Origin of the sequence: Endobacterium cereale (assembly GCF_009617585.1) — a bacterium.
Taxonomy (GTDB): Bacteria; Pseudomonadota; Alphaproteobacteria; order Rhizobiales; family Rhizobiaceae; genus Neorhizobium; species Neorhizobium cereale.
Window position 1 is genome coordinate 282,700 of record NZ_WIXI01000045.1, and the last position, 17,323, is coordinate 300,022.

General features: G+C 60.8%; 15 protein-coding genes. 5 read left to right on the forward strand and 10 right to left on the reverse strand.

What is annotated here, in order from left to right:
• Nucleotide 1 precedes the first annotated feature (1 nt).
• On the reverse strand, nucleotides 2-1,348 hold the full coding sequence (locus tag GAO09_RS16830; RefSeq protein WP_153355157.1) for a TldD/PmbA family protein: 1,347 nt from the start codon (nucleotides 1,346-1,348) through the stop codon (nucleotides 2-4).
• A gap of 109 nt (nucleotides 1,349-1,457) precedes the next feature.
• Between GAO09_RS16830 and GAO09_RS16835 the strand changes: the two genes are divergently transcribed.
• Both GAO09_RS16835 and GAO09_RS16840 read left to right on the forward strand, forming a co-directional pair.
• A complete protein-coding gene (locus GAO09_RS16835) occupies nucleotides 1,458-3,278 on the forward strand; it encodes a monovalent cation:proton antiporter-2 (CPA2) family protein (RefSeq protein WP_153355158.1) in 1,821 nt (606 codons plus the stop codon).
• 57 nt (nucleotides 3,279-3,335) lie between these two features.
• Nucleotides 3,336-3,767, forward strand: a complete 432-nt coding sequence (locus tag GAO09_RS16840; protein WP_153355159.1) for a hypothetical protein — start codon at nucleotides 3,336-3,338, stop codon at nucleotides 3,765-3,767.
• 215 nt (nucleotides 3,768-3,982) lie between these two features.
• On the opposite strand, the gene GAO09_RS16845 is transcribed toward GAO09_RS16840, so the two are convergent.
• The 3 genes from GAO09_RS16845 to GAO09_RS16855 are packed head-to-tail and all read right to left on the reverse strand — an operon-like array spanning nucleotide 3,983 to nucleotide 7,705.
• The gene (locus tag GAO09_RS16845) at nucleotides 3,983-4,864 is read right to left on the reverse strand and encodes a patatin-like phospholipase family protein (RefSeq protein WP_153355160.1); all 882 of its coding nucleotides are present in this window, start codon (nucleotides 4,862-4,864) and stop codon (nucleotides 3,983-3,985) included.
• Nucleotides 4,865-4,879: 15 nt separating this feature from the next.
• Entirely contained in the window at nucleotides 4,880-5,440 is a 561-nt protein-coding gene (rsmD, locus tag GAO09_RS16850) for a 16S rRNA (guanine(966)-N(2))-methyltransferase RsmD (protein WP_324185420.1), read from the reverse strand.
• A 6-nt stretch (nucleotides 5,441-5,446) separates the two neighbouring features.
• A complete protein-coding gene (locus tag GAO09_RS16855; RefSeq protein WP_153355161.1) occupies nucleotides 5,447-7,705 on the reverse strand; it encodes a pseudouridine synthase in 2,259 nt (752 codons plus the stop codon).
• Between the two features lie 156 nt (nucleotides 7,706-7,861).
• Between GAO09_RS16855 and GAO09_RS16860 the strand changes: the two genes are divergently transcribed.
• Nucleotides 7,862-8,314 (forward strand): nucleoside deaminase, encoded by a 453-nt coding sequence (locus GAO09_RS16860; RefSeq protein ID WP_153355162.1) that lies wholly within the window; start codon nucleotides 7,862-7,864, stop codon nucleotides 8,312-8,314.
• Nucleotides 8,315-8,477: 163 nt separating this feature from the next.
• On the opposite strand, the gene GAO09_RS16865 is transcribed toward GAO09_RS16860, so the two are convergent.
• Together GAO09_RS16865 and ileS are read right to left on the reverse strand one after the other, a co-directional pair.
• A complete protein-coding gene (locus GAO09_RS16865) occupies nucleotides 8,478-9,104 on the reverse strand; it encodes a hypothetical protein (protein WP_153355163.1) in 627 nt (208 codons plus the stop codon).
• Nucleotides 9,105-9,808: 704 nt separating this feature from the next.
• Nucleotides 9,809-12,715, reverse strand: a complete 2,907-nt coding sequence (gene ileS, locus GAO09_RS16870) for an isoleucine--tRNA ligase (RefSeq protein ID WP_153355164.1) — start codon at nucleotides 12,713-12,715, stop codon at nucleotides 9,809-9,811.
• Between the two features lie 295 nt (nucleotides 12,716-13,010).
• On the opposite strand from ileS, the gene GAO09_RS16875 reads away from it, so the two are divergent.
• Together GAO09_RS16875 and GAO09_RS16880 are read left to right on the forward strand one after the other, a co-directional pair.
• A complete protein-coding gene (locus tag GAO09_RS16875; protein WP_153355165.1) occupies nucleotides 13,011-13,283 on the forward strand; it encodes a type II toxin-antitoxin system prevent-host-death family antitoxin in 273 nt (90 codons plus the stop codon).
• On the forward strand, nucleotides 13,280-13,738 hold the full coding sequence (locus GAO09_RS16880) for a type II toxin-antitoxin system VapC family toxin (RefSeq protein WP_324185419.1): 459 nt from the start codon (nucleotides 13,280-13,282) through the stop codon (nucleotides 13,736-13,738). Before GAO09_RS16875 ends, GAO09_RS16880 begins: the two co-directional genes overlap by 4 nt.
• A gap of 3 nt (nucleotides 13,739-13,741) precedes the next feature.
• On the opposite strand, the gene GAO09_RS16885 is transcribed toward GAO09_RS16880, so the two are convergent.
• From GAO09_RS16885 to chrA, 4 genes are all read right to left on the reverse strand, one after another.
• Nucleotides 13,742-13,981: a BrnA antitoxin family protein gene (locus GAO09_RS16885; RefSeq protein ID WP_153355166.1), complete on the reverse strand. Its 240-nt coding sequence runs from the start codon at nucleotides 13,979-13,981 to the stop codon at nucleotides 13,742-13,744.
• Nucleotides 13,982-13,983: 2 nt separating this feature from the next.
• A complete protein-coding gene (locus GAO09_RS16890) occupies nucleotides 13,984-14,988 on the reverse strand; it encodes a bifunctional riboflavin kinase/FAD synthetase (protein ID WP_153355167.1) in 1,005 nt (334 codons plus the stop codon).
• Between the two features lie 17 nt (nucleotides 14,989-15,005).
• Nucleotides 15,006-15,854: a TIGR01459 family HAD-type hydrolase gene (locus tag GAO09_RS16895; protein ID WP_153355168.1), complete on the reverse strand. Its 849-nt coding sequence runs from the start codon at nucleotides 15,852-15,854 to the stop codon at nucleotides 15,006-15,008.
• A gap of 122 nt (nucleotides 15,855-15,976) precedes the next feature.
• Nucleotides 15,977-17,320, reverse strand: coding sequence for a chromate efflux transporter (gene chrA / locus GAO09_RS16900; protein WP_153355169.1), 1,344 nt, complete (start codon nucleotides 17,318-17,320; stop codon nucleotides 15,977-15,979).
• Nucleotides 17,321-17,323 lie beyond the last annotated feature (3 nt).

Sequence of the window (17,323 nt, forward strand, 5' to 3'; positions counted from 1 at the left end):
GTCAGCGTCCGGCCAGCGTCATGCCCTCGATGGCGATGGTCGGCGAAGCAACACCGAACTTGCGGTCGATATCGTTTGCCGGCGTCAGCCGCATGAACATGTCTTTGAGATTGGAGGCGATGGTCACTTCCGAGACGGCAAAGGAAAGTTCGCCATTCTCGATCCAGAAACCGGTGGCGCCGCGCGAATATTCGCCGGTGATCATGTTGGTACCCTGACCGATCAGTTCGGTGACGTAAAAACCGTTACCGATCTGACGGATCAGGTCCTGCGGGTCGATGTCACCCGGTTCCAGCGCCAGATTGGTGGAGGCAGGCGTTACCGACGTGCCGCCGCGCACGCCACGGCCATTGGTCTGCAGGCCAAGCTCACGACCGGTGGAGGTGGAGAGGAACCAGTGCTTCAGCACACCGTCCTCGATCATCACCATACGCTCGCCCGAAACACCTTCGCCATCGAAGGGACGCGAGGATGAGCCACGCACGATCAGCGGATCGTCGGTGATGTGGAGGCCGGATTTCAGAACCTGCTGCCCCATCTTGTCGCGCAAAAAGCTGGTTTTGCGGGCAACAGAGGCGCCATTGATGGCGCCGGCAATGGTGCCGACGAAACCGCGGGCGATGCGCGGATCAAAAACAACGGTGACGTTGCTGCCGGTATCGACCTGGCGCGGATTGATGCGCTTGACCACCCGTTCCCCGGCGCGGCGGCCGATCAGCGCGGCATCGTCGAGGTCGGCGTAATAGAGGCGGCTGTCGAAATCATAGTCACGCTCCATCTTCGTACCTTCGCCGGCAATGACGCTGACGGAATGGCCGAAACGACTACCCATGTAGGAGCCGGAAAAACCGTGCGAGGTGACGAGGACGAGACCGCCCGCTCCGGCAGACGCACCGGCGCCCGACGAATTGGTGACGCCCTGCACGTCCAAGGCGGCCTGCTCGGCGGCAAGCGCCGCATCCCGCAACTGGTCGGTCGAAACCTCCGTCGGATCATACAATTCGAGATCGGGGTAGGTTTGGGCCAGATTGGCCTCGTCCGCCAGACAGGCATAAGGATCTTCCGGCGAAACCTTGGCCATCGATACGGCGCGTTCGGCCAGAACCTTGATATCGAAACCTGGATTGGCGGAAACGCTCGCCACTCGGTTGCCGACAAAAACGCGCAGGGCGAAATCGTCGCTTTCCGAAGCTTCCGTACCCTCCACCTTACCGAGGCGAACGCTGACGGAGCGGGAACTGGAGCGGATGACGACAGCATCGGCCTTGTCCGCGCCCGCCTTGATGGCGAGGTCGATCAGTTCGGAGGCGCGGGAGAGAAGATTTTCGGAATCGATTTCAGCGGACATGTGCAGGCCTTTCGTTCCGAATCCATTTATTGTGCACTACATGACGCATCAAGGGCGTACCAGCGATTCTTAAGGGCCGCCCCGTTCACTCCTGCATGAAGAGCCCGCCATGGCCGCGCCCGAAACCCTGTTTACCGAAACCCTGCTGCTGCTCGGCGGCGCGGTGCTGGCCGCACCGCTGTTCCGCAAACTGGGATTGGGCACCGTTCTCGGTTACCTGGCAGCCGGCGTTGTCATCGGCCCGATCCTGCACACCATTACGGACGCGGGCGAGGTTCTGCATGTCTCGGAACTCGGCGTGGTGTTCCTGCTGTTCATCATCGGGCTGGAACTGAAACCTTCGCGCCTGTGGCAGATGCGCGGCGACGTTTTTGTGCTCGGCACGGCGCAGGTGATGATCACCGGGCTGGTACTCTCGGGTCTGGCTTACCTCACCGGCATGGCCGGCTGGCGTGGCGGGCTGATAGCAGGTTTCGGTCTTGCGCTGTCTTCGACCGCCTTTGCGCTGCAGATTTTGGCCGACAACAGCGATACGAATACGCGCTATGGCCAACGCGCCTTCTCCATCCTGCTGTTTCAGGATCTGGCGATCGTGCCGCTTCTGGCGCTCGTCACCATTCTTGGCGGCCCAAGCGAGGATACGACACCGATCGCGCAGGATTTTGCCGTGGCGATCGGCGCAATCGGCGCCGTGGTTCTGGCTGGTCGTTACCTGCTGACGCCGATGTTCCAGATCATTGCGCGTACCGGCGCGCGCGAAGTGATGATCGCCGCTGCCCTTCTCGTCGTGCTCGGATCGGCTGCCGCGATGCAGGCAGTCGGCCTTTCCATGGCGATGGGCGCGTTTCTGGCCGGCGTCATGCTGTCGGAATCCTCCTACCGGCACGAGCTGGAAGCGGATGTCGAGCCATTTCGCGGCCTGCTGCTGGCACTGTTCTTCATGGCGGTCGGCCTGTCGCTCGATCTTTCCGCCATCGCCAATAACCTGACGATCATCCTCACCGCCGTACCGCTGTTCATGCTGGTGAAGGCGGCGGTTCTCTACAGCATCTCGCGACTATGGGGTTCGTCGCATGCGGATGCGGTGCGTATCGCCTTCCTGCTGCCGCAGGGCGGGGAATTCGGTTTCGTGCTGTTCACCACCGCGACCGCCGCCGGTCTCCTGTCGCAGAGCGCAACGTCGCTGCTGATCGCCAGCGTGACGATTTCCATGGCGCTGACGCCGCTCGGTTCGCTTTTAGGTAAAAGGCTGATCGGCAAGGAAGACGCGCAGCGCGAGGAACTGGAAGAGGATTTCGAGGGCGCCGGCGCCGATGTGCTGATCATAGGCTTTTCGCGTTTTGGCCAGATCGCCTCGCAAATCCTGCTGGCCGGCGGCCGGTCGGTAACCGTCATAGACGACAGCCCGGATCGTATCCGTCAGGCCGCATTGTTCGGTTTTCGCATCTATTTTGGCGATGGCACCCGCCGTGACGTGCTGCAATCGGCGGGTATCGAAAAGGCCAAGATCGTCGCGGTGCTGACCCAGAAGCGCGAAACCACCGACCGTATCGTTGACCTCATCGCCAAGGAATTTCCGAATACGCGCCTGTTCGTGCGCTCCTATGACCGCATCCATACGATCGAGCTGCGTGGCAAGGGCGTGGAATACGAACTGCGCGAAACGCTGGAATCCGGCCTGCTGTTCGGACGCCGGACGCTGGAGGCGCTGGGCATGCCGGAAACGGATGCAGAGGCGATCGGCGACGACATCCGCAAGCGCGACGAACAGCGATTGCAGCTACAGGCCGTCGAAGGCATCGCCGCCGGCCGCGACATGCTGCACAATCAACCGGTCAGACCGGAACCGCTGATGAAACCCAAACGCGGCAGTGTGGGGGAAGAGATTGCCGAGGAGGATGCGAAAAAGGTGGCGATCGGGAAGTGGTGAGGGCACTCGACTCCTGATTGCATTTCGATATCGTCGCCTCTCTCATCCGAGGCGACGATGCCCAACACGCTTATCCTTCACCCAACCAATGGGACGTATTTTTTCGGCATTGTGCCAGAGAAGCGTGTGCGCGACTTTCTCATTCCCGGCGCACCGATCGTTTTAAAGCTTGGCAAACACGGCGGTCGTGGTGGCTTTGGCGTCCGGCACATATGGGCGAGGCATGAACGTGAAGTACGAGCCAGAGGATACACACGCATTGAGGATGTCGCACGATATGTCGCGGAGATCGTCCGCCCCGGCTCGCCTATTTTTTGCGAATTCGCGCAACTGCGGGATGTTCGCATCACCGTTGTTCGCACAGCTACTGGAATCGCCGTCCTGGAACACAAGCAGGCCGGCAACGATTTCCATTATTCGGTGGTGACGGCATTCGCACAAAGAAACGCTCACGGCACCCGCATCGGCACAGTGAGCGATTATCGATAGGCAAATGTGACAGTAGCAGCGTTTCCTAAGCTCAAGGGTTCGGAAACCACCCGAAGTGTCCTGTCGGCAGGCTTCCCGCAAAGCCCGGTCATCCTAGCGAGTGGGCACTGGCGCAGGGGCACACACTCGTCATGCTCTTTATGACATTGGCGATAGTACGCAGTTACACGCGAAAGTCAAGATTTCCAGGGTGTGTAGCGTAAAACCCCAAAGCCCTACCCGCTCGCCGCCACCTTCCACAAGGCATCCACCGAACGTTTCAGCTCATCCTTGATCTCGCTCGCCTCATCGAGAATTTCCCCGACCTTGTGGAAATCGAGAATGCCGAAACGGGCGACGCGGGGGCGCAGGAAAATGTGCGGCGGGTGCAGCTTCAGTTTCAGCGCGATACAGCCCTGCATCATCAACTGGCTGGAGCCGAACAGGCTGTCGATGCGGTTGGGCATGTCGGTCCCATCGCCTTCCGGGCCGCCGACAACATCGACGGCGATGACGATATCGGCAAGATCGAGAAGATGATCATAGGGGATCGGGTTCAGAATACCGCCATCGACCATGATGCGACCATTGACCCGCACCGGCATGAACAAGGCCGGGATGGCAGCGGAAGCGGCAATCGCCGGAAGCAGTTCGCCTTCTTCCAGAATGACTTCCTTCTGGCCGTAATAATCCGTCGCGGTCACTTTCAGCGGGATATGCAGCGCGTCGAAATTTTCAGGGATGGCGGCGGGGAGAAACGCGCCGAGGATCGGTTCGAGATTGAAATGGCCGAGCTTGAAACCACCGATACGGTCGCGCATGCTGGCCGGCCCCAGCGCCCAAAGCCGGTTGGCGATCAGGCGGCGATTGCCGACCGTCGCCCTGGTGTAATCACGGATTTCGCGGCCACGCATGCCGGCCGCCATGCCGGCGCCCATGATGGCGCCGATCGAGGAGCCGGCGATTGCCACCGGGCGGATGCCGAGTTCGTCCAGCGCCTCGATGATCGGGATATGCGAGATGCCGCGCGCGCCGCCGCCGCCAAAGGCGATCGCCACCCTTGGTTCTCCACCCGACTGAAATGCCGGAGCATGCGGGATGGAGAGGCGGGTGTTCATCTTGGACAGGTTTCCTCAGGCCGGCTGGTAACGGAAAAAATCGATCCGCGTATCGCCGAAATTGCGGCTTTCGAGCGGCTTGAAACAGGCATCCACCGTGACCGTTACATCGGTACGTTCTTCCAGAATTGCAAGCGCGCCCGGCGCGATCCAGCCGCCCTCATGGGCGGACAACAAAGCGGCTTCGCCAAGCCCCTTGCCATAAGGCGGATCGGCGAAAACGAACTGGAAAGGCTCGATATTGTTGGCAGTGCCAAGCTTTGTGGCATCGCGCCGCAGGATGCGGGCGCGGCCGTGCAGACCCAGACTCTCGATGTTTTCCCAGAGCAGGCCACGACCTTCGACGCCATTCTCTACGAACAGCGCCGACCGGCAACCGCGCGACAGGGCTTCAAGCCCCACCGCGCCGGTGCCTGCGAAAAGGTCGAGGACGCGGCACTGATCGATGGCCTCGGGATAGACGTGGCCGATGATGTTGAACAGGCTTTCGCGCGTCCGGTCGATGGTCGGCCGGATATCGTTCGTTTTCGGAGCGGCCAATGCGCGGCCGCGGAATTCACCACCTACAATCCGCACGTGGCCTTACCCTCTCGGCGTGCGCGGCTTGCCGCCCGCCGGACGGCCACCAGAACGCGGAGCACCCGGCTTTCCACCACTGGGTTTGCCGCCGAAGGATTTTCCGCCGCCGGGTTTACCACCACCGGGTTTGCCACGGCCACCGGAGGGCTTGCCGCCGAAACCGGGCTTGCCGCCGCCAAAACCGCCGGGCTTGCCGCCACGGGGACGATCACCCTGCGGGCGGTCGCCATACGGACGGTCACCGGCCGGACGCTCGGAGCGGCCTTCACCACCGAAGGAACGTGCCGGACGATCACCACGATCCGAGCCACCACGATCCGGGCGATCACCGCGCGGGCGGTCGCTGAACGGGCGGTCACCACGTGGCTTGTCACCAAACGGGCGTTCAGCACGGGGGCGATCACCCTGTGGGCGGTCGCCATACGGACGGTCGCTGCGCGGACGGTCACCCTCTTCGCGCGGCTTGCGATCGAAACGGGGTTTGTCGCCGAAGGAGCGTTCGCCGCGTGGCTTGTCGCCATAAGGACGGTCGGAGCGAGGACGATCTCCTGCGGGGCGGTCGCCACGCGGCTTATCGCCAAAGGAACGGTCACCACGGGGTTTGTCGAACGAGCGCTCGCCATCACGAGCCGGACGGTCGCCACGCGGGCGATCACTGAACGGACGATCACCACGAGGCTTGTCACCGAAGGAACGCTCGCCACGGGGTTTATCGCCAAAGCTGCGGTCGCCGCGCGGCTTGTCGCCAAACGAACGCTCGCCGCGTGGCTTATCACCGAAACCACGGTCTCCGCGGTCGCCGCGATCACCAAAACCGCCGCGCTTGTCGCCGCGTTCCGGTTCCGGCGGGCTGTCGGCCCGGATCCAGTCGCTGTCGCCTTCGACGCGGTTGATCACGATGGGGCGGTCGTTCTGCGGAGCCGGCTTCTTGAACAGCTGCTCGGCCTCGGAACGCGCGGAAATCTTGCGGCCACGCTCATCGGTGGTCGGGCGCGCGCCGGGCGCCATCCACACGTTTGCGGTGCGGCTGGTACCGAGTGCCGGACGCTTCTTGGGACGCTCCTCGCCTTCACCATCACGACCACGATCGGCAAAACCGCCGCGCGCAGGACCCTTGTTGCCAAAGCTCTTTGGACCACGATCACCACCGGCCTTGGGGCCACGCGGCTTGTCGCCAAAACGGTCGTCGGAGCGACGTTCAGCCGGCTTTTCCTGACCCCAGCCGCTACGCTCGGAGCGTTCAGCACGTTCCGGGCGCTCATTACGCTCAGCGCGCTCTGGGCGCTCCGAACGTTCAGGCCGTGCACCACGTGCCGGAGCCGGTGCCTCTTCGGCATCGACGGCGTTGCCGTAGATCGGCGCGTCGAAATTGGCCTTGGCATCGGCGATGAGGCGCGGACCGAGCTGATCACGCAGCATGCGGCCCTTGACCTCGATGACGCGGCCTTCTTCCAGATCACCGAGCTGGAACGGACCGTAGGAGACGCGGATCAGGCGGTTGACCTCGAGACCGAGCGCGCCGAGCACGTTCTTGATTTCGCGGTTCTTGCCTTCGCGAAGACCCATGGTGATCCACACGTTGCGGCCTTGGGCGCGGTCGAGCGTGGCTTCGATCGAGCCGTAGAGCACGCCGTCGACGGCAATGCCGTCCTTCAGCGCGTCGAGCTTGGCCTGATCGACTTCGCCATGGGCGCGCACGCGGTAACGGCGCAGCCAGCCGGTGGTCGGCAGTTCGAGAACGCGCGACAGGCCACCGTCATTGGTGAGCAGCAGCAGGCCTTCGGTGTTGATGTCGAGACGGCCGATGGACAGCACGCGCGGCAGGTCTTCCGGCAGGTTTTCGAAAACGGTCGGGCGGCCTTCCGGATCGGAATTGGTGGTCACCAGGCCGCCGGGCTTGTGATACAGCCACAGGCGGGTGCGCTCGACGCCACGGATCGGCACGCCATCGACTTCGATCTTGTCTTCGAAGGTAACGTTGACGACCGGGGTTTCCAGCAGCTTGCCGTTGAGGGTGACGCGGCCTTCCATGATCATCCGCTCGATATCGCGGCGCGATGCCACGCCGACGCGGGCAAGGATCTTGGAAATGCGCTCGGGCTTGCCCTCGGCTTCCACCGTGGCAGGGGCTGCCGGCAGCTTGCGGGGGGCTTTTTTCACCGGTGCCGCCTCTGCCGCTTTCGGCTTCGGGTTGGACCGGGGCTTGATTTCGCGCTCGAAGGGTTTTTGCCCGCCGCGCTTCGGCTTGTCTTTAAAGCTCATTTGTTGTTTGCCTGAAGCGTGATGTGTCTCCGGCGAAATGCCGGACATATCATGTTGAGTTTAGGTCGCATCCTGCCCGTTGCCTTGTGCTTCGGGCGACGCAGGTTGAACCCGTCCTACCAGTTCGTGCGGATCGGGTTAAGAGGAAATCGCGCAATGAGCGGGACAAATCGTTTCATGGACGAGGCTTTGGCCGAGGCAAAAGCCGCCGGAGAGCGTGGCGAAGTGCCGATCGGCGCCGTTGTGGTCATGGATGGACGTATCGTCTCGCGCGGCGGAAACCGGACGCGAGAACTGAACGACGTCACCGCGCATGCCGAAATCGTCGCCATCCGCATGGCCTGCGAGGAACTCGGCCAGGAGCGACTGACTGGCGCCGATCTCTATGTGACGCTGGAGCCATGCACCATGTGTGCCGCCGCCATTTCCTTCGCACGCATTCGTAGGCTGTATTACGGCGCACATGATCCGAAGGGCGGCGCGGTGGAAAATGGCGTGCAGTTTTACGCGGCGCCGACCTGCCATCATGTGCCGGATGTCTATGCGGGCCTGAGCGAAACGGCGTCGGCTGAAATTCTTACGGAGTTTTTTCGCGCAAGGCGGGATTGAAAAACGTTCCTCCCGTCATCCCCGGGCCTGTCCCGAGGATCTGCTGCGCTTCGATGTCTTGCGTGGTTAGATCCTCGGCTCAAGGCCGAGGATGACGACGGAGAGATTATCCGCACTCTCCCGCGAATGAAAATGGCCGGGAAAGATCCCGGCCATCAAATGCTTACTGGAACGGTTTCCACCACGCCGAATTCTGCTTGCCGTTGGATTCGGCTTCCTTCTTGCGACGGCGTTCCTTGACGCGTTCCGGTTCGCCGAGGTCATCCATATTTTCGGCCTGACGGTATTCAGTCGGCGGATCGGTAAGGAAACGGCGCTGGCCAGTACCAACCGTATTACCGGCCTTGGCGTCTTCCTTGGCCTTGCGGAAGGCTTCCCATTTCTGGCTTTCGGTCAACTGACCGCCCTGCCCCTTGCCGACAGTCAGCGGCGAGACGTAACGCGGGTTGTTTTCGTTGGCGGCCGCTTCCTCGCGCAAGCGCTGGCGGGTTTCTTCCGGCGATTCCGTCCAGTTGGGATTGTTTTCGCGGTTCGCCATCGACTGCTGCGGCGCCGGCAGATCGCCAGGCCCCTTACCGGCGACAACGAGACCCGGACGCGGATTGTAACGCACGTCCTTCTTCTTGTCGCCGCCGCCGATGGAAACGGCGCTGCCAAGGTCGTCAGCCAGTTGTTCGGCCGCACTCTTGCTGGTTCCGTAGGTCGGGCTCTGGCATCCCGACAGGCCTGCAAGCACCGCGACGATGGCCGTTACACCAAGGCCGGAACGAAACACCCGTGACGTCTTCATCAAAACCCTTCCAGCCGCGCCCGTCCTTGACGCAAAACTCTATCGCTTTCGGCCTGACGGAAAAATCCGGCCAATTTCAGGCAGGATTAACGGATGATGCACAGATGCGCAATCATCCGTCGCATTTGAATTCTCCATGAAAGCCTGACACGCCCAACCGTCGCCCCTACCAAGGTCTCTGCTCGCAAGCATATCGCTCGCCGTTGTAAACCATAGTGCCATGCGCGACGGCTACATATCGCATGTTCCTGAAGCTCCAGAGATAGACATTCTCCCCTTTGTAAACGGCTGCATGGATCGGGATTGTATCGGGGCGGGATATGTTCAAGGCGGCGTTGGCCGATCTCAGCAAAAACGACAGCGCGCTCAGATCATACACATTGCCTGTGCAAAACGACTCCGGCTCTCCAACCGAGTTCCGCACGCTGTAATCGGGAAAGACATACCTGAAGTCACTTCCAAACTGATCTTCCGCTACCCTTGAGAGAAGCAGATAAGGACTGAGCCAGATCAGGAACAGGCAACCGACAAAAGACACCGAAATCAAAGCGCTCACGATTAAATGTCTTACGGTCATGGATCACCAAAGTTCAAAAGCATCTGCATGCAATGTTGCGGCTGGTTTGTCGGATATTGGACCAAAACAAAAAAGAGCGCGATCCAATGGACCGCACCCCTTTTTAATGTACCTGTTTCAGCGAAGCTTACAGCTTGCCGAGCTTGGCCAGCTCATGCAATGCCTCGGCATCACGCGCCGAAACGTCGGGATAAGTGGCATCAGAACCGACATCGGTCGTCACCCGCCACGAACGGGCGCATTTTACGCCTTCCGCAAGCTTCGGTTCGACCGAAACACCTGCCACTTCGGCCAGACGGAACGCGTCAGCCGGGCCTTCGCCCGACGTGATCGTGATGGCCGAGGTGATGCAGGTTTCCTCGAACTCTAGACCTTCCAGCGCCTTCAACAATTCGGCATCGGCAACGTAAACGACAGGCGCCGCTTCCAGCGACGAGCCGATACGCTTGTCCTTGCGCTCGATTTCGAGAGCGCCCGTGACAACCGAGCGTACCTTGCGGATCTTTGCCCACTTTTCGGCAACGGCTTCGTTTTTCCACTCGGCCGGGACATCGGGGAACTGTTCGAGGTGAACGGACACCGCATCCGGCTTCAAGGAAAGCCATGCTTCTTCCGTGGTGAACGGCAGCATGGGTGCAAGCCATGTCACCGTGCATTCAAAAATCTTGCGGATGACGGCGAGCGCCGCGCGGCGACGCAACGACGACGGGGCGTCGCAATAGAGCGCATCCTTGCGGATATCGAAATAGAAGGCCGACAGTTCGATATTGCAGAAATCGATCAGCGCGCGGGCGATCTTCTTGAATTCGAACGCGTCATACCCTTCGCGCACGACCTTATCCAACTCGGACAGACGGTGCAGCATCAGCTTTTCGAGTTCAGGCAGTTCCGCGTAGGCGATCTCTTCGCCATCGTCATGGGCCAGCGTGCCAAGCATCCAGCGGACGGTGTTGCGCAGCTTGCGATAGGCATCGACATTGGTCTGGATGATCGTCTTGCCGACACGCAGGTCTTCAGCATAGTCCGACGTCATGACCCACAGACGCAGGATATCGGCGCCGGCATCCTTCATCACGTCCTGCGGGGCTACCACGTTGCCCACCGATTTCGACATCTTCTGGCCCTTTTCATCCATGGTGAAACCATGGGTGACGACCGTGTCGTAAGGGGCGCGGCCGCGGGTGGCAGCCGATTCCAGAAGCGAGGAATGGAACCAGCCGCGATGCTGGTCGGAGCCTTCGAGATAGACGTCGGCCGGCCATTTCAGGTCAGGACGATCTTCCAGCGTGAACGTGTGAGTGGAGCCGCTGTCGAACCAGACATCGAGGATGTCCATGACCTGGGTCCACTTGGCGTGGTCGTGACCATTGCCGAGGAAACGATCCTTGGCGCCGGCAGCAAACCATGCGTCGGCACCTTCGGCGTCGAAGGCTTCCAGGATGCGGGCGTTGACGGCTTCGTCCTGCAGGACATTGCCGTCTTCATCGGCAAACACGCAGATCGGGACGCCCCATGCGCGCTGACGCGAAAGCACCCAATCCGGGCGCTGTTCGATCATGGCGCGCAGACGGTTCTGGCCGCTGATGGGCACGAAACGCGTGTCGTCGATCGCCTTTAGCGCACGGGTGCGCAGCGTCGTGCCATCGGCCAGATCCTTGTCCATATAGACGAACCATTGCGGCGTATTACGGAAGATGATCGGCTTTTTAGAACGCCAGGAATGCGGATACTGATGCTTCAGGCGGCCACGGGCAAACAGTGCGTTGCGTTCGATCAGCGCCTTGATGACGCGGTCGTTCGCATCACCCTTCTTGCCGTTATCATCCATGACGCGGCCACCCTCGAAACCGGGGGCGTCGGCGGTGTAAGTGCCACTGTCATCAACCGGGAACGGGATGCGCGGATCGACACCACGCGCTTCGAGTTCCTTGACGCTGGACATCCATGCATCAAAGTCTTCGCGACCGTGCGACGGTGCAGTGTGGACAAAACCGGTACCGGCATCGTCGGTGACGTGATCACCGGCGAGCAGGGGGACAGGGAAGTCGTAGCCGAGATCCTTCAACGGATGCGCAGCATTGATGGCGCCGAGTTCTTCGGCGGAAACATCGCGCAGACGCTTGAAGGCGAGCTTTGCCTTGGCAGCGGATTCTTCCGACAGGCCATTGGCGAAGATCAGCTTTTCGCCCGGCTGCGGGCCAAAATCGTTGGCAGCCTCGGTGACCTCGTAGAGGCCGTAGGCGACGCGCGGCGAAAACGCGATGGCGCGGTTGCCGGGGATGGTCCATGGGGTGGTCGTCCAGATGACGACGTGGGCGTCAGCCAGTTCCGCAGAACCGGAAACCACCGGAAACTTCACCCAGATCGTGTCGCTCTCGTAATCGTGGTACTCGACCTCGGCTTCCGCCAGCGCCGTACGCTCGACGACCGACCACATGATCGGCTTCGAACCACGATACAGCTGGCCGCTCATGGCGATTTTCAGCAGTTCGCCGGCGATGCGGCTTTCGGCGTGAAAATTCATCGTCAGATACGGGTTGTCGAAATCACCGACGATGCCGAGGCGCTTGAATTCTTCCGCCTGGATCTTGATCCACTTTTCGGCATAGGCGCGGCATTCCTTGCGGAATTCGATCATCGCGTCCGGCTGCTTCAGGTCCGGCTTGGCCTTGCCCTTGGCGCGGTAGTTTTCTTCCTCGATCTTCCATTCGATCGGCAGGCCATGGCAATCCCAGCCCGGAACGTAGTTGCTGTCGTAGCCACGCATCTGGAACGAGCGGGTGATGACGTCTTTCAGGATCTTGTTGAGCGCGTGGCCGATATGGATGTTGCCGTTGGCATAGGGAGGGCCATCGTGCAGCACGAACTTTTCACGACCGGCGGCGGAAGCGCGCAGCTTCTTGTAAAGATCCATCTCGCGCCAGCGGGCAACGGTTTCCGGTTCCTTCTGCGGCAGGCCGGCGCGCATCGGGAATTCGGTTTCCGGCAGATAGAGAGTCTTCGAGTAATCGAGCTTTTCAACGTTATCGGTCATTTTGGGCAATCGTCTCTTGGCGCCGACAAGGGGGCGCGTGCGGGAAAATGTCGGTGGCGGAGGCGCGTGAACAAGCGCCAAAATCCCGGACCTTCCGGCCGCTGCTTACAGCGCGCGGAAAGCCGGGCCGATAATTCGTATGATCATCTTGATCTGGGCCGACCGGAAATCTGTCATGACCGCGGTTATTACGGGGTTTTATGGCGGAAAGGAAGGGGGAATTGGGCGACGATGCAATCTGGACTGTTGTGGTGACCGAGCATATAACTGACTATCTGACCAGTTGGAGGTTCGCATGCCCGGAAAAGCTACCGCTCAGGATAACATCTGGAAGCTGGAGGATGCCAAGGCACGTTTCAGCGAAGTCGTACGGCGCGCCCGCAGCGAAGGTCCCCAACATGTAACCGTACGCGGGCAAGACAGCGTCGTCATCATTAGTACGGAAGAATTGGCAAAGCTGACCCAGCCCAAGCCGGAAAAACCTCTTGTCGAGTTCATGGAAAGCCTCGGCCTCCATACCCTGAACATCACGCGTGATGACGATCGTGGACGGGATGTCGAGTTGTGAACGGCTGGCTGCTCGACACAAATGTAATTTCTGCGCTGATCAACCCGAACGGCGCACCCTCGGTAAAACGATGGGCGGCAGGACAGTCGGAAGCACGTGTATTTATCAGCGTGCTGACGCTGGCCGAGTATGACAAGGGTATCGAAAAACTTCCAGCAGACGACGAGAACCGCCATCGTTACACGGTCGCTCGAGATGGATTGGAGATGCGCTTTGCCGGCCGTACTCTATCGGTTTCGGATAATGTTGTCCGACGGTGGGGGAAGATCAGTGGTCGGATCAAGCTGGCAACACGTAATGCGCCGCCCGTCATCGATACGCTTCTCGCCGCGACGGCGCTTGAACACGACCTCTATCTTGTCACGCCGAACAAGAAGGACGTCCTGAACTCGGGGGCAGCGGTATTCGACCCATGGGCTGACGAGTTGGCACTTTTTCCACTTAGACCGCTTTGACGATCAATCCTTCGGATTGGCTTCCATCACCGCCCGCAGCGCATCATTGATGCGATCCTGCCAGCCGGGGCCGTCTTCCTGAAAATACTCGATCACCGCGCTGTCGAGCTTGATCGCCACCTGTTCCTTCACCGAAGGCGGAGCGCGTTTTTCCACGGCAGGAGCCGCCGCCTTCTTCACCGGTGCGAACAGGGCTTCGGCGGCATCCTTCGGGTTGGTCGGGCGGCGCGGGGTGGTGGCCATGGTTATTCTCCGTTTTTCGCAGTCTGCGCGAAAGCAATATCCCTGTCCACCGGGCCGAGCGGCTGAACACCTGACAGAAGCGCCCTCGCCTCTTCCTCGTCACGCTTGATCTGGGCGATCAGCGGGTCAAGCCCGTCGAATTTCGCCTCGTCGCGCAGAAAACCGAAAAAGGACACGGCGCAAACCTCGCCATAAAGATCGCCGGAAAAATCGAACAGATAGGTCTCCAGAAGCGCCACACCGTTTTCCGTCACCGTCGGGCGGCGGCCATAGCTGGCAACACCATCATAAAGCTCGCCATTGGGGCGGCGGAAACGCACGGCGTAAATGCCGTTGCGCAGTTCGGCCTCGCCCGGCAGCGACATGTTGGCGGTCGGGAAACCGATTTGGCGGCCGAGCTTCTGGCCATCGATGACTTCCGCTTCCACCGTATAACGATATCCGAGCAGGCCGGCGGCACCGACCATGTCGCCTTCAGCGATCAGCTCACGGATGCGGCTGGACGAGACGACATCAGCGTTTTCATCCCGAAAGGCATCGACCAGCGAGACGGTGAAACCGTGGCGCTCGCCCGATGCCATCAGGAAGGCCGGGCCACCTTCGCGGCCCTTGCCAAAGTGGAAATCGAAGCCGGTGACGACGGCACTTGCGCCCAGCCAGTCGATCAGGATCGTCTGGATGAATTCTTCCGCCGAGCGACCGGCAAATTCGCGGTCGAACGGATATTCGATGACGGCGGAAAAACCCATCGCTTCGAGAATACGGGCTTTCAGCGGGGCTGCCGTCAGGCGGCAGACCGGCTGATCCGGTTTGAAGACGGTACGCGGATGCGGTTCGAAGGTCAGAACGAGGGCTGGCACGCCGCGCTCTTTCGCCAGCTCAAGCGCCCGTTCCAGCACGCTGCGATGGCCGCGATGCACACCATCGAAATTGCCGATGGCGATGACGCCGCCCTTGAGGTTTTCGGGCAGCGGGTCTTTTTTCTCATTGCGATGGAAGACGGTCATTGCGCAAACATTTCCGTTCAGGCCAGCCGTGGCATCCAGAATTTTGGCGTGGCATTTTCACCGGCGAGCCAGGCCTTCAGGATCGCTTCGTCCGTCTGACCGTCCACCGTGTATTCGGCAGCATGGATGCCGCCGCTGATATAAAGCAGGTCGAGTTCTTGTGAAAGCGCACCGCGCACATCGGTCGGCATGCCGTCGCCGATCGCGAGGATTTTCGAGCGCTCCACCGGTCCGCGCGCCTGTTCGGCTTGCGCAATCGCCGCTTCGTAGATCGGGTGATGCGGTTTGCCGGCAATCTGGCTCTTGCCGCCGAGCTGTTCGTAATAGGCGGCAACGGCGCCGGCGCAGGGGATCATCTTGTGGCCGCGCTCGACGATCAGGTCCGGATTGGCGCAGATGAACGGCAGGTCGCGCTTGACCCATGCCTTCAGCATGTCGGTGTAATCTTCCGGCACTTCCTTCTCGTCATCGAAAAAGCCGGTGCAGACAATGCTCTCCGCCTCTTCGGCCGAGGTGACGGTGACGCCGAGATCATCGAGCAGGTTGATGTCGCGCTCAGGCCCGAGCAGAAACACCTTTTTCGGACCTTCGGCGATCAATTTGCGGGTGACGTCGCCCGATGTGACGATACGGTCATAGGTTTCGTCGGCAACATTGAGTGCCCGCATCTGGATGATGACATCGGCGGAGCGGCGTGGCGAATTGGTGATCAGAACGACGGTGGCGCCGGCCTTGCTGGCGGCCGCAAGCGCCTCGCAGGACTGCGGAAAGGCTTCCACGCCATTGTGCACGACGCCCCAGACATCGGAAAGAACGACGTCATAGCCGCCGGTCACTTCGCTCAAGCTCTGGATACGCTGTGTCATGCCTGCTGCCCGTTCTTTTAAGAAAAATCAGGCGTTCATGTCGCAAAGCACAATGACGATGGCAAGGGCATTTGCTGTTCGCTGTCGATATTTCACCTCTGCGTCACATGCAAAGCTGCGGTTCACACAAGGCCTGATAGCCGCAGCGCCAGCCCGGCGAAGGCGCAGAACAAGAGAACCGGCACCAGGCCAAGCCGGAAGCGAAACAGCAGAAAAGCAGACAAAATGAACAGCGCGACGGCGGCGAGATCGATACTGGAGAGTACCGGCGACGAGACGGTGAGGCCGAGTGATGGCACGATCGGAAGTTTGACGACTTCGGCAAAAAGGACGTGCAGGCCGAACCACAAAGCCAGATTGAGAATGACGCCAACGACGGCGGCGGTAATGGCCGACAGCGCCGCCGACATGACCGCGTTGCCGCGCAGCCGCTCGATGAAGGGCGCACCGGCGAAGATGAAAATGAAGCTGGGCACAAAGGTTGCCCACGCCACCAGAACCGCGCCCAAAGCGCCGCCGGCGATGACGCCCAAGCCCGATGCCTCACGAAAACCGACGAGGAAGCCGACAAAGGAAAGGACGAGAACCAGCGGGCCGGGCGTCGTTTCGGCGAGCGCCAGCCCATCGACCATTTCACCGGCACGCAGCCAGCCGTGATCTTCCACCGCAACCTGCGCCACATAGGCCAGAACCGCATAGGCACCACCAAAGGTGACCAGCGCCATGCGCGAGAAGAACGAAAACATTGCGGCCAGGCTTTCCGGCGCGGAAAGTGCCCAGAGCAGCAACAGCGGCGCCTGCCAGACGGCGATCCACAACAGCAGCGAAGCGACGGCGCGCAAAGGGCGACGCTTCTCCGGCAGGTCGGCCGACTGTGCCAGCGGCAAATCCGGCTTATCGCCCATCCTTGCGGCCACGAAACCGGCAATGCCGGCACCGAGCACGACCAGCGGAAACGGCAGACCGAAGAAAAACAGCGCAACAAAAGCAAAAGCTGCGATGCCCCGCAAAAATCCGGTTTTCAGAGTTTTGCGGCCGAGCCGGATCACCGCCTCGACGACGATCACCAGCACCGCCGCTTTCAGGCCGAAAAACAGGCCATCCAGCCATGCTGTTTCCTGCCAGATTGCATAAGCTGCAGACAGGCCGATCATGACGAACAGACCCGGGAGGATGAACAGCAGACCGGCGATGATGCCGCCTCTGATACCGCCGACCAGCCAGCCGATATAGGTGGCAAGCTGCTGCGCTTCCGGCCCCGGCAGCAGCATGCAGTAGTTCAGCGCATGCAGAAAACGCTCTTCGGAAATCCAGCGTTTTTCTTCTACCAGGCTGCGATGCATCATGCCGATCTGGCCGGCCGGACCGCCAAAGCTCAAACACCCGATGCGGGCAAAAACGCCGGTCAGTTCGGAAAGTGTGGGCCGCGTGCCAACCTGACTGTCTGCGCCGTCGAATGCCGTCATGTG

What these genes read in the sequence shown, in the direction of transcription:
- GAO09_RS16830 (WP_153355157.1), bottom strand. Translation starts at nt 1,348, where the DNA reads ATGTCCGCTGAAATCGATTCCGAAAATCTTCTCTCCCGCGCCTCCGAA.
- GAO09_RS16835 (WP_153355158.1), top strand. Translation starts at nt 1,458, where the DNA reads ATGGCCGCGCCCGAAACCCTGTTTACCGAAACCCTGCTGCTGCTCGGC.
- GAO09_RS16840 (WP_153355159.1), top strand. Translation starts at nt 3,336, where the DNA reads ATGCCCAACACGCTTATCCTTCACCCAACCAATGGGACGTATTTTTTC.
- GAO09_RS16845 (WP_153355160.1), bottom strand. Translation starts at nt 4,864, where the DNA reads ATGAACACCCGCCTCTCCATCCCGCATGCTCCGGCATTTCAGTCGGGT.
- GAO09_RS16855 (WP_153355161.1), bottom strand. Translation starts at nt 7,705, where the DNA reads ATGAGCTTTAAAGACAAGCCGAAGCGCGGCGGGCAAAAACCCTTCGAG.
- GAO09_RS16860 (WP_153355162.1), top strand. Translation starts at nt 7,862, where the DNA reads ATGAGCGGGACAAATCGTTTCATGGACGAGGCTTTGGCCGAGGCAAAA.
- GAO09_RS16865 (WP_153355163.1), bottom strand. Translation starts at nt 9,104, where the DNA reads ATGAAGACGTCACGGGTGTTTCGTTCCGGCCTTGGTGTAACGGCCATC.
- ileS (WP_153355164.1), bottom strand. Translation starts at nt 12,715, where the DNA reads ATGACCGATAACGTTGAAAAGCTCGATTACTCGAAGACTCTCTATCTG.
- GAO09_RS16875 (WP_153355165.1), top strand. Translation starts at nt 13,011, where the DNA reads ATGCCCGGAAAAGCTACCGCTCAGGATAACATCTGGAAGCTGGAGGAT.
- GAO09_RS16885 (WP_153355166.1), bottom strand. Translation starts at nt 13,981, where the DNA reads ATGGCCACCACCCCGCGCCGCCCGACCAACCCGAAGGATGCCGCCGAA.
- GAO09_RS16890 (WP_153355167.1), bottom strand. Translation starts at nt 14,988, where the DNA reads ATGACCGTCTTCCATCGCAATGAGAAAAAAGACCCGCTGCCCGAAAAC.
- GAO09_RS16895 (WP_153355168.1), bottom strand. Translation starts at nt 15,854, where the DNA reads ATGACACAGCGTATCCAGAGCTTGAGCGAAGTGACCGGCGGCTATGAC.
- chrA (WP_153355169.1), bottom strand. Translation starts at nt 17,320, where the DNA reads ATGACGGCATTCGACGGCGCAGACAGTCAGGTTGGCACGCGGCCCACA.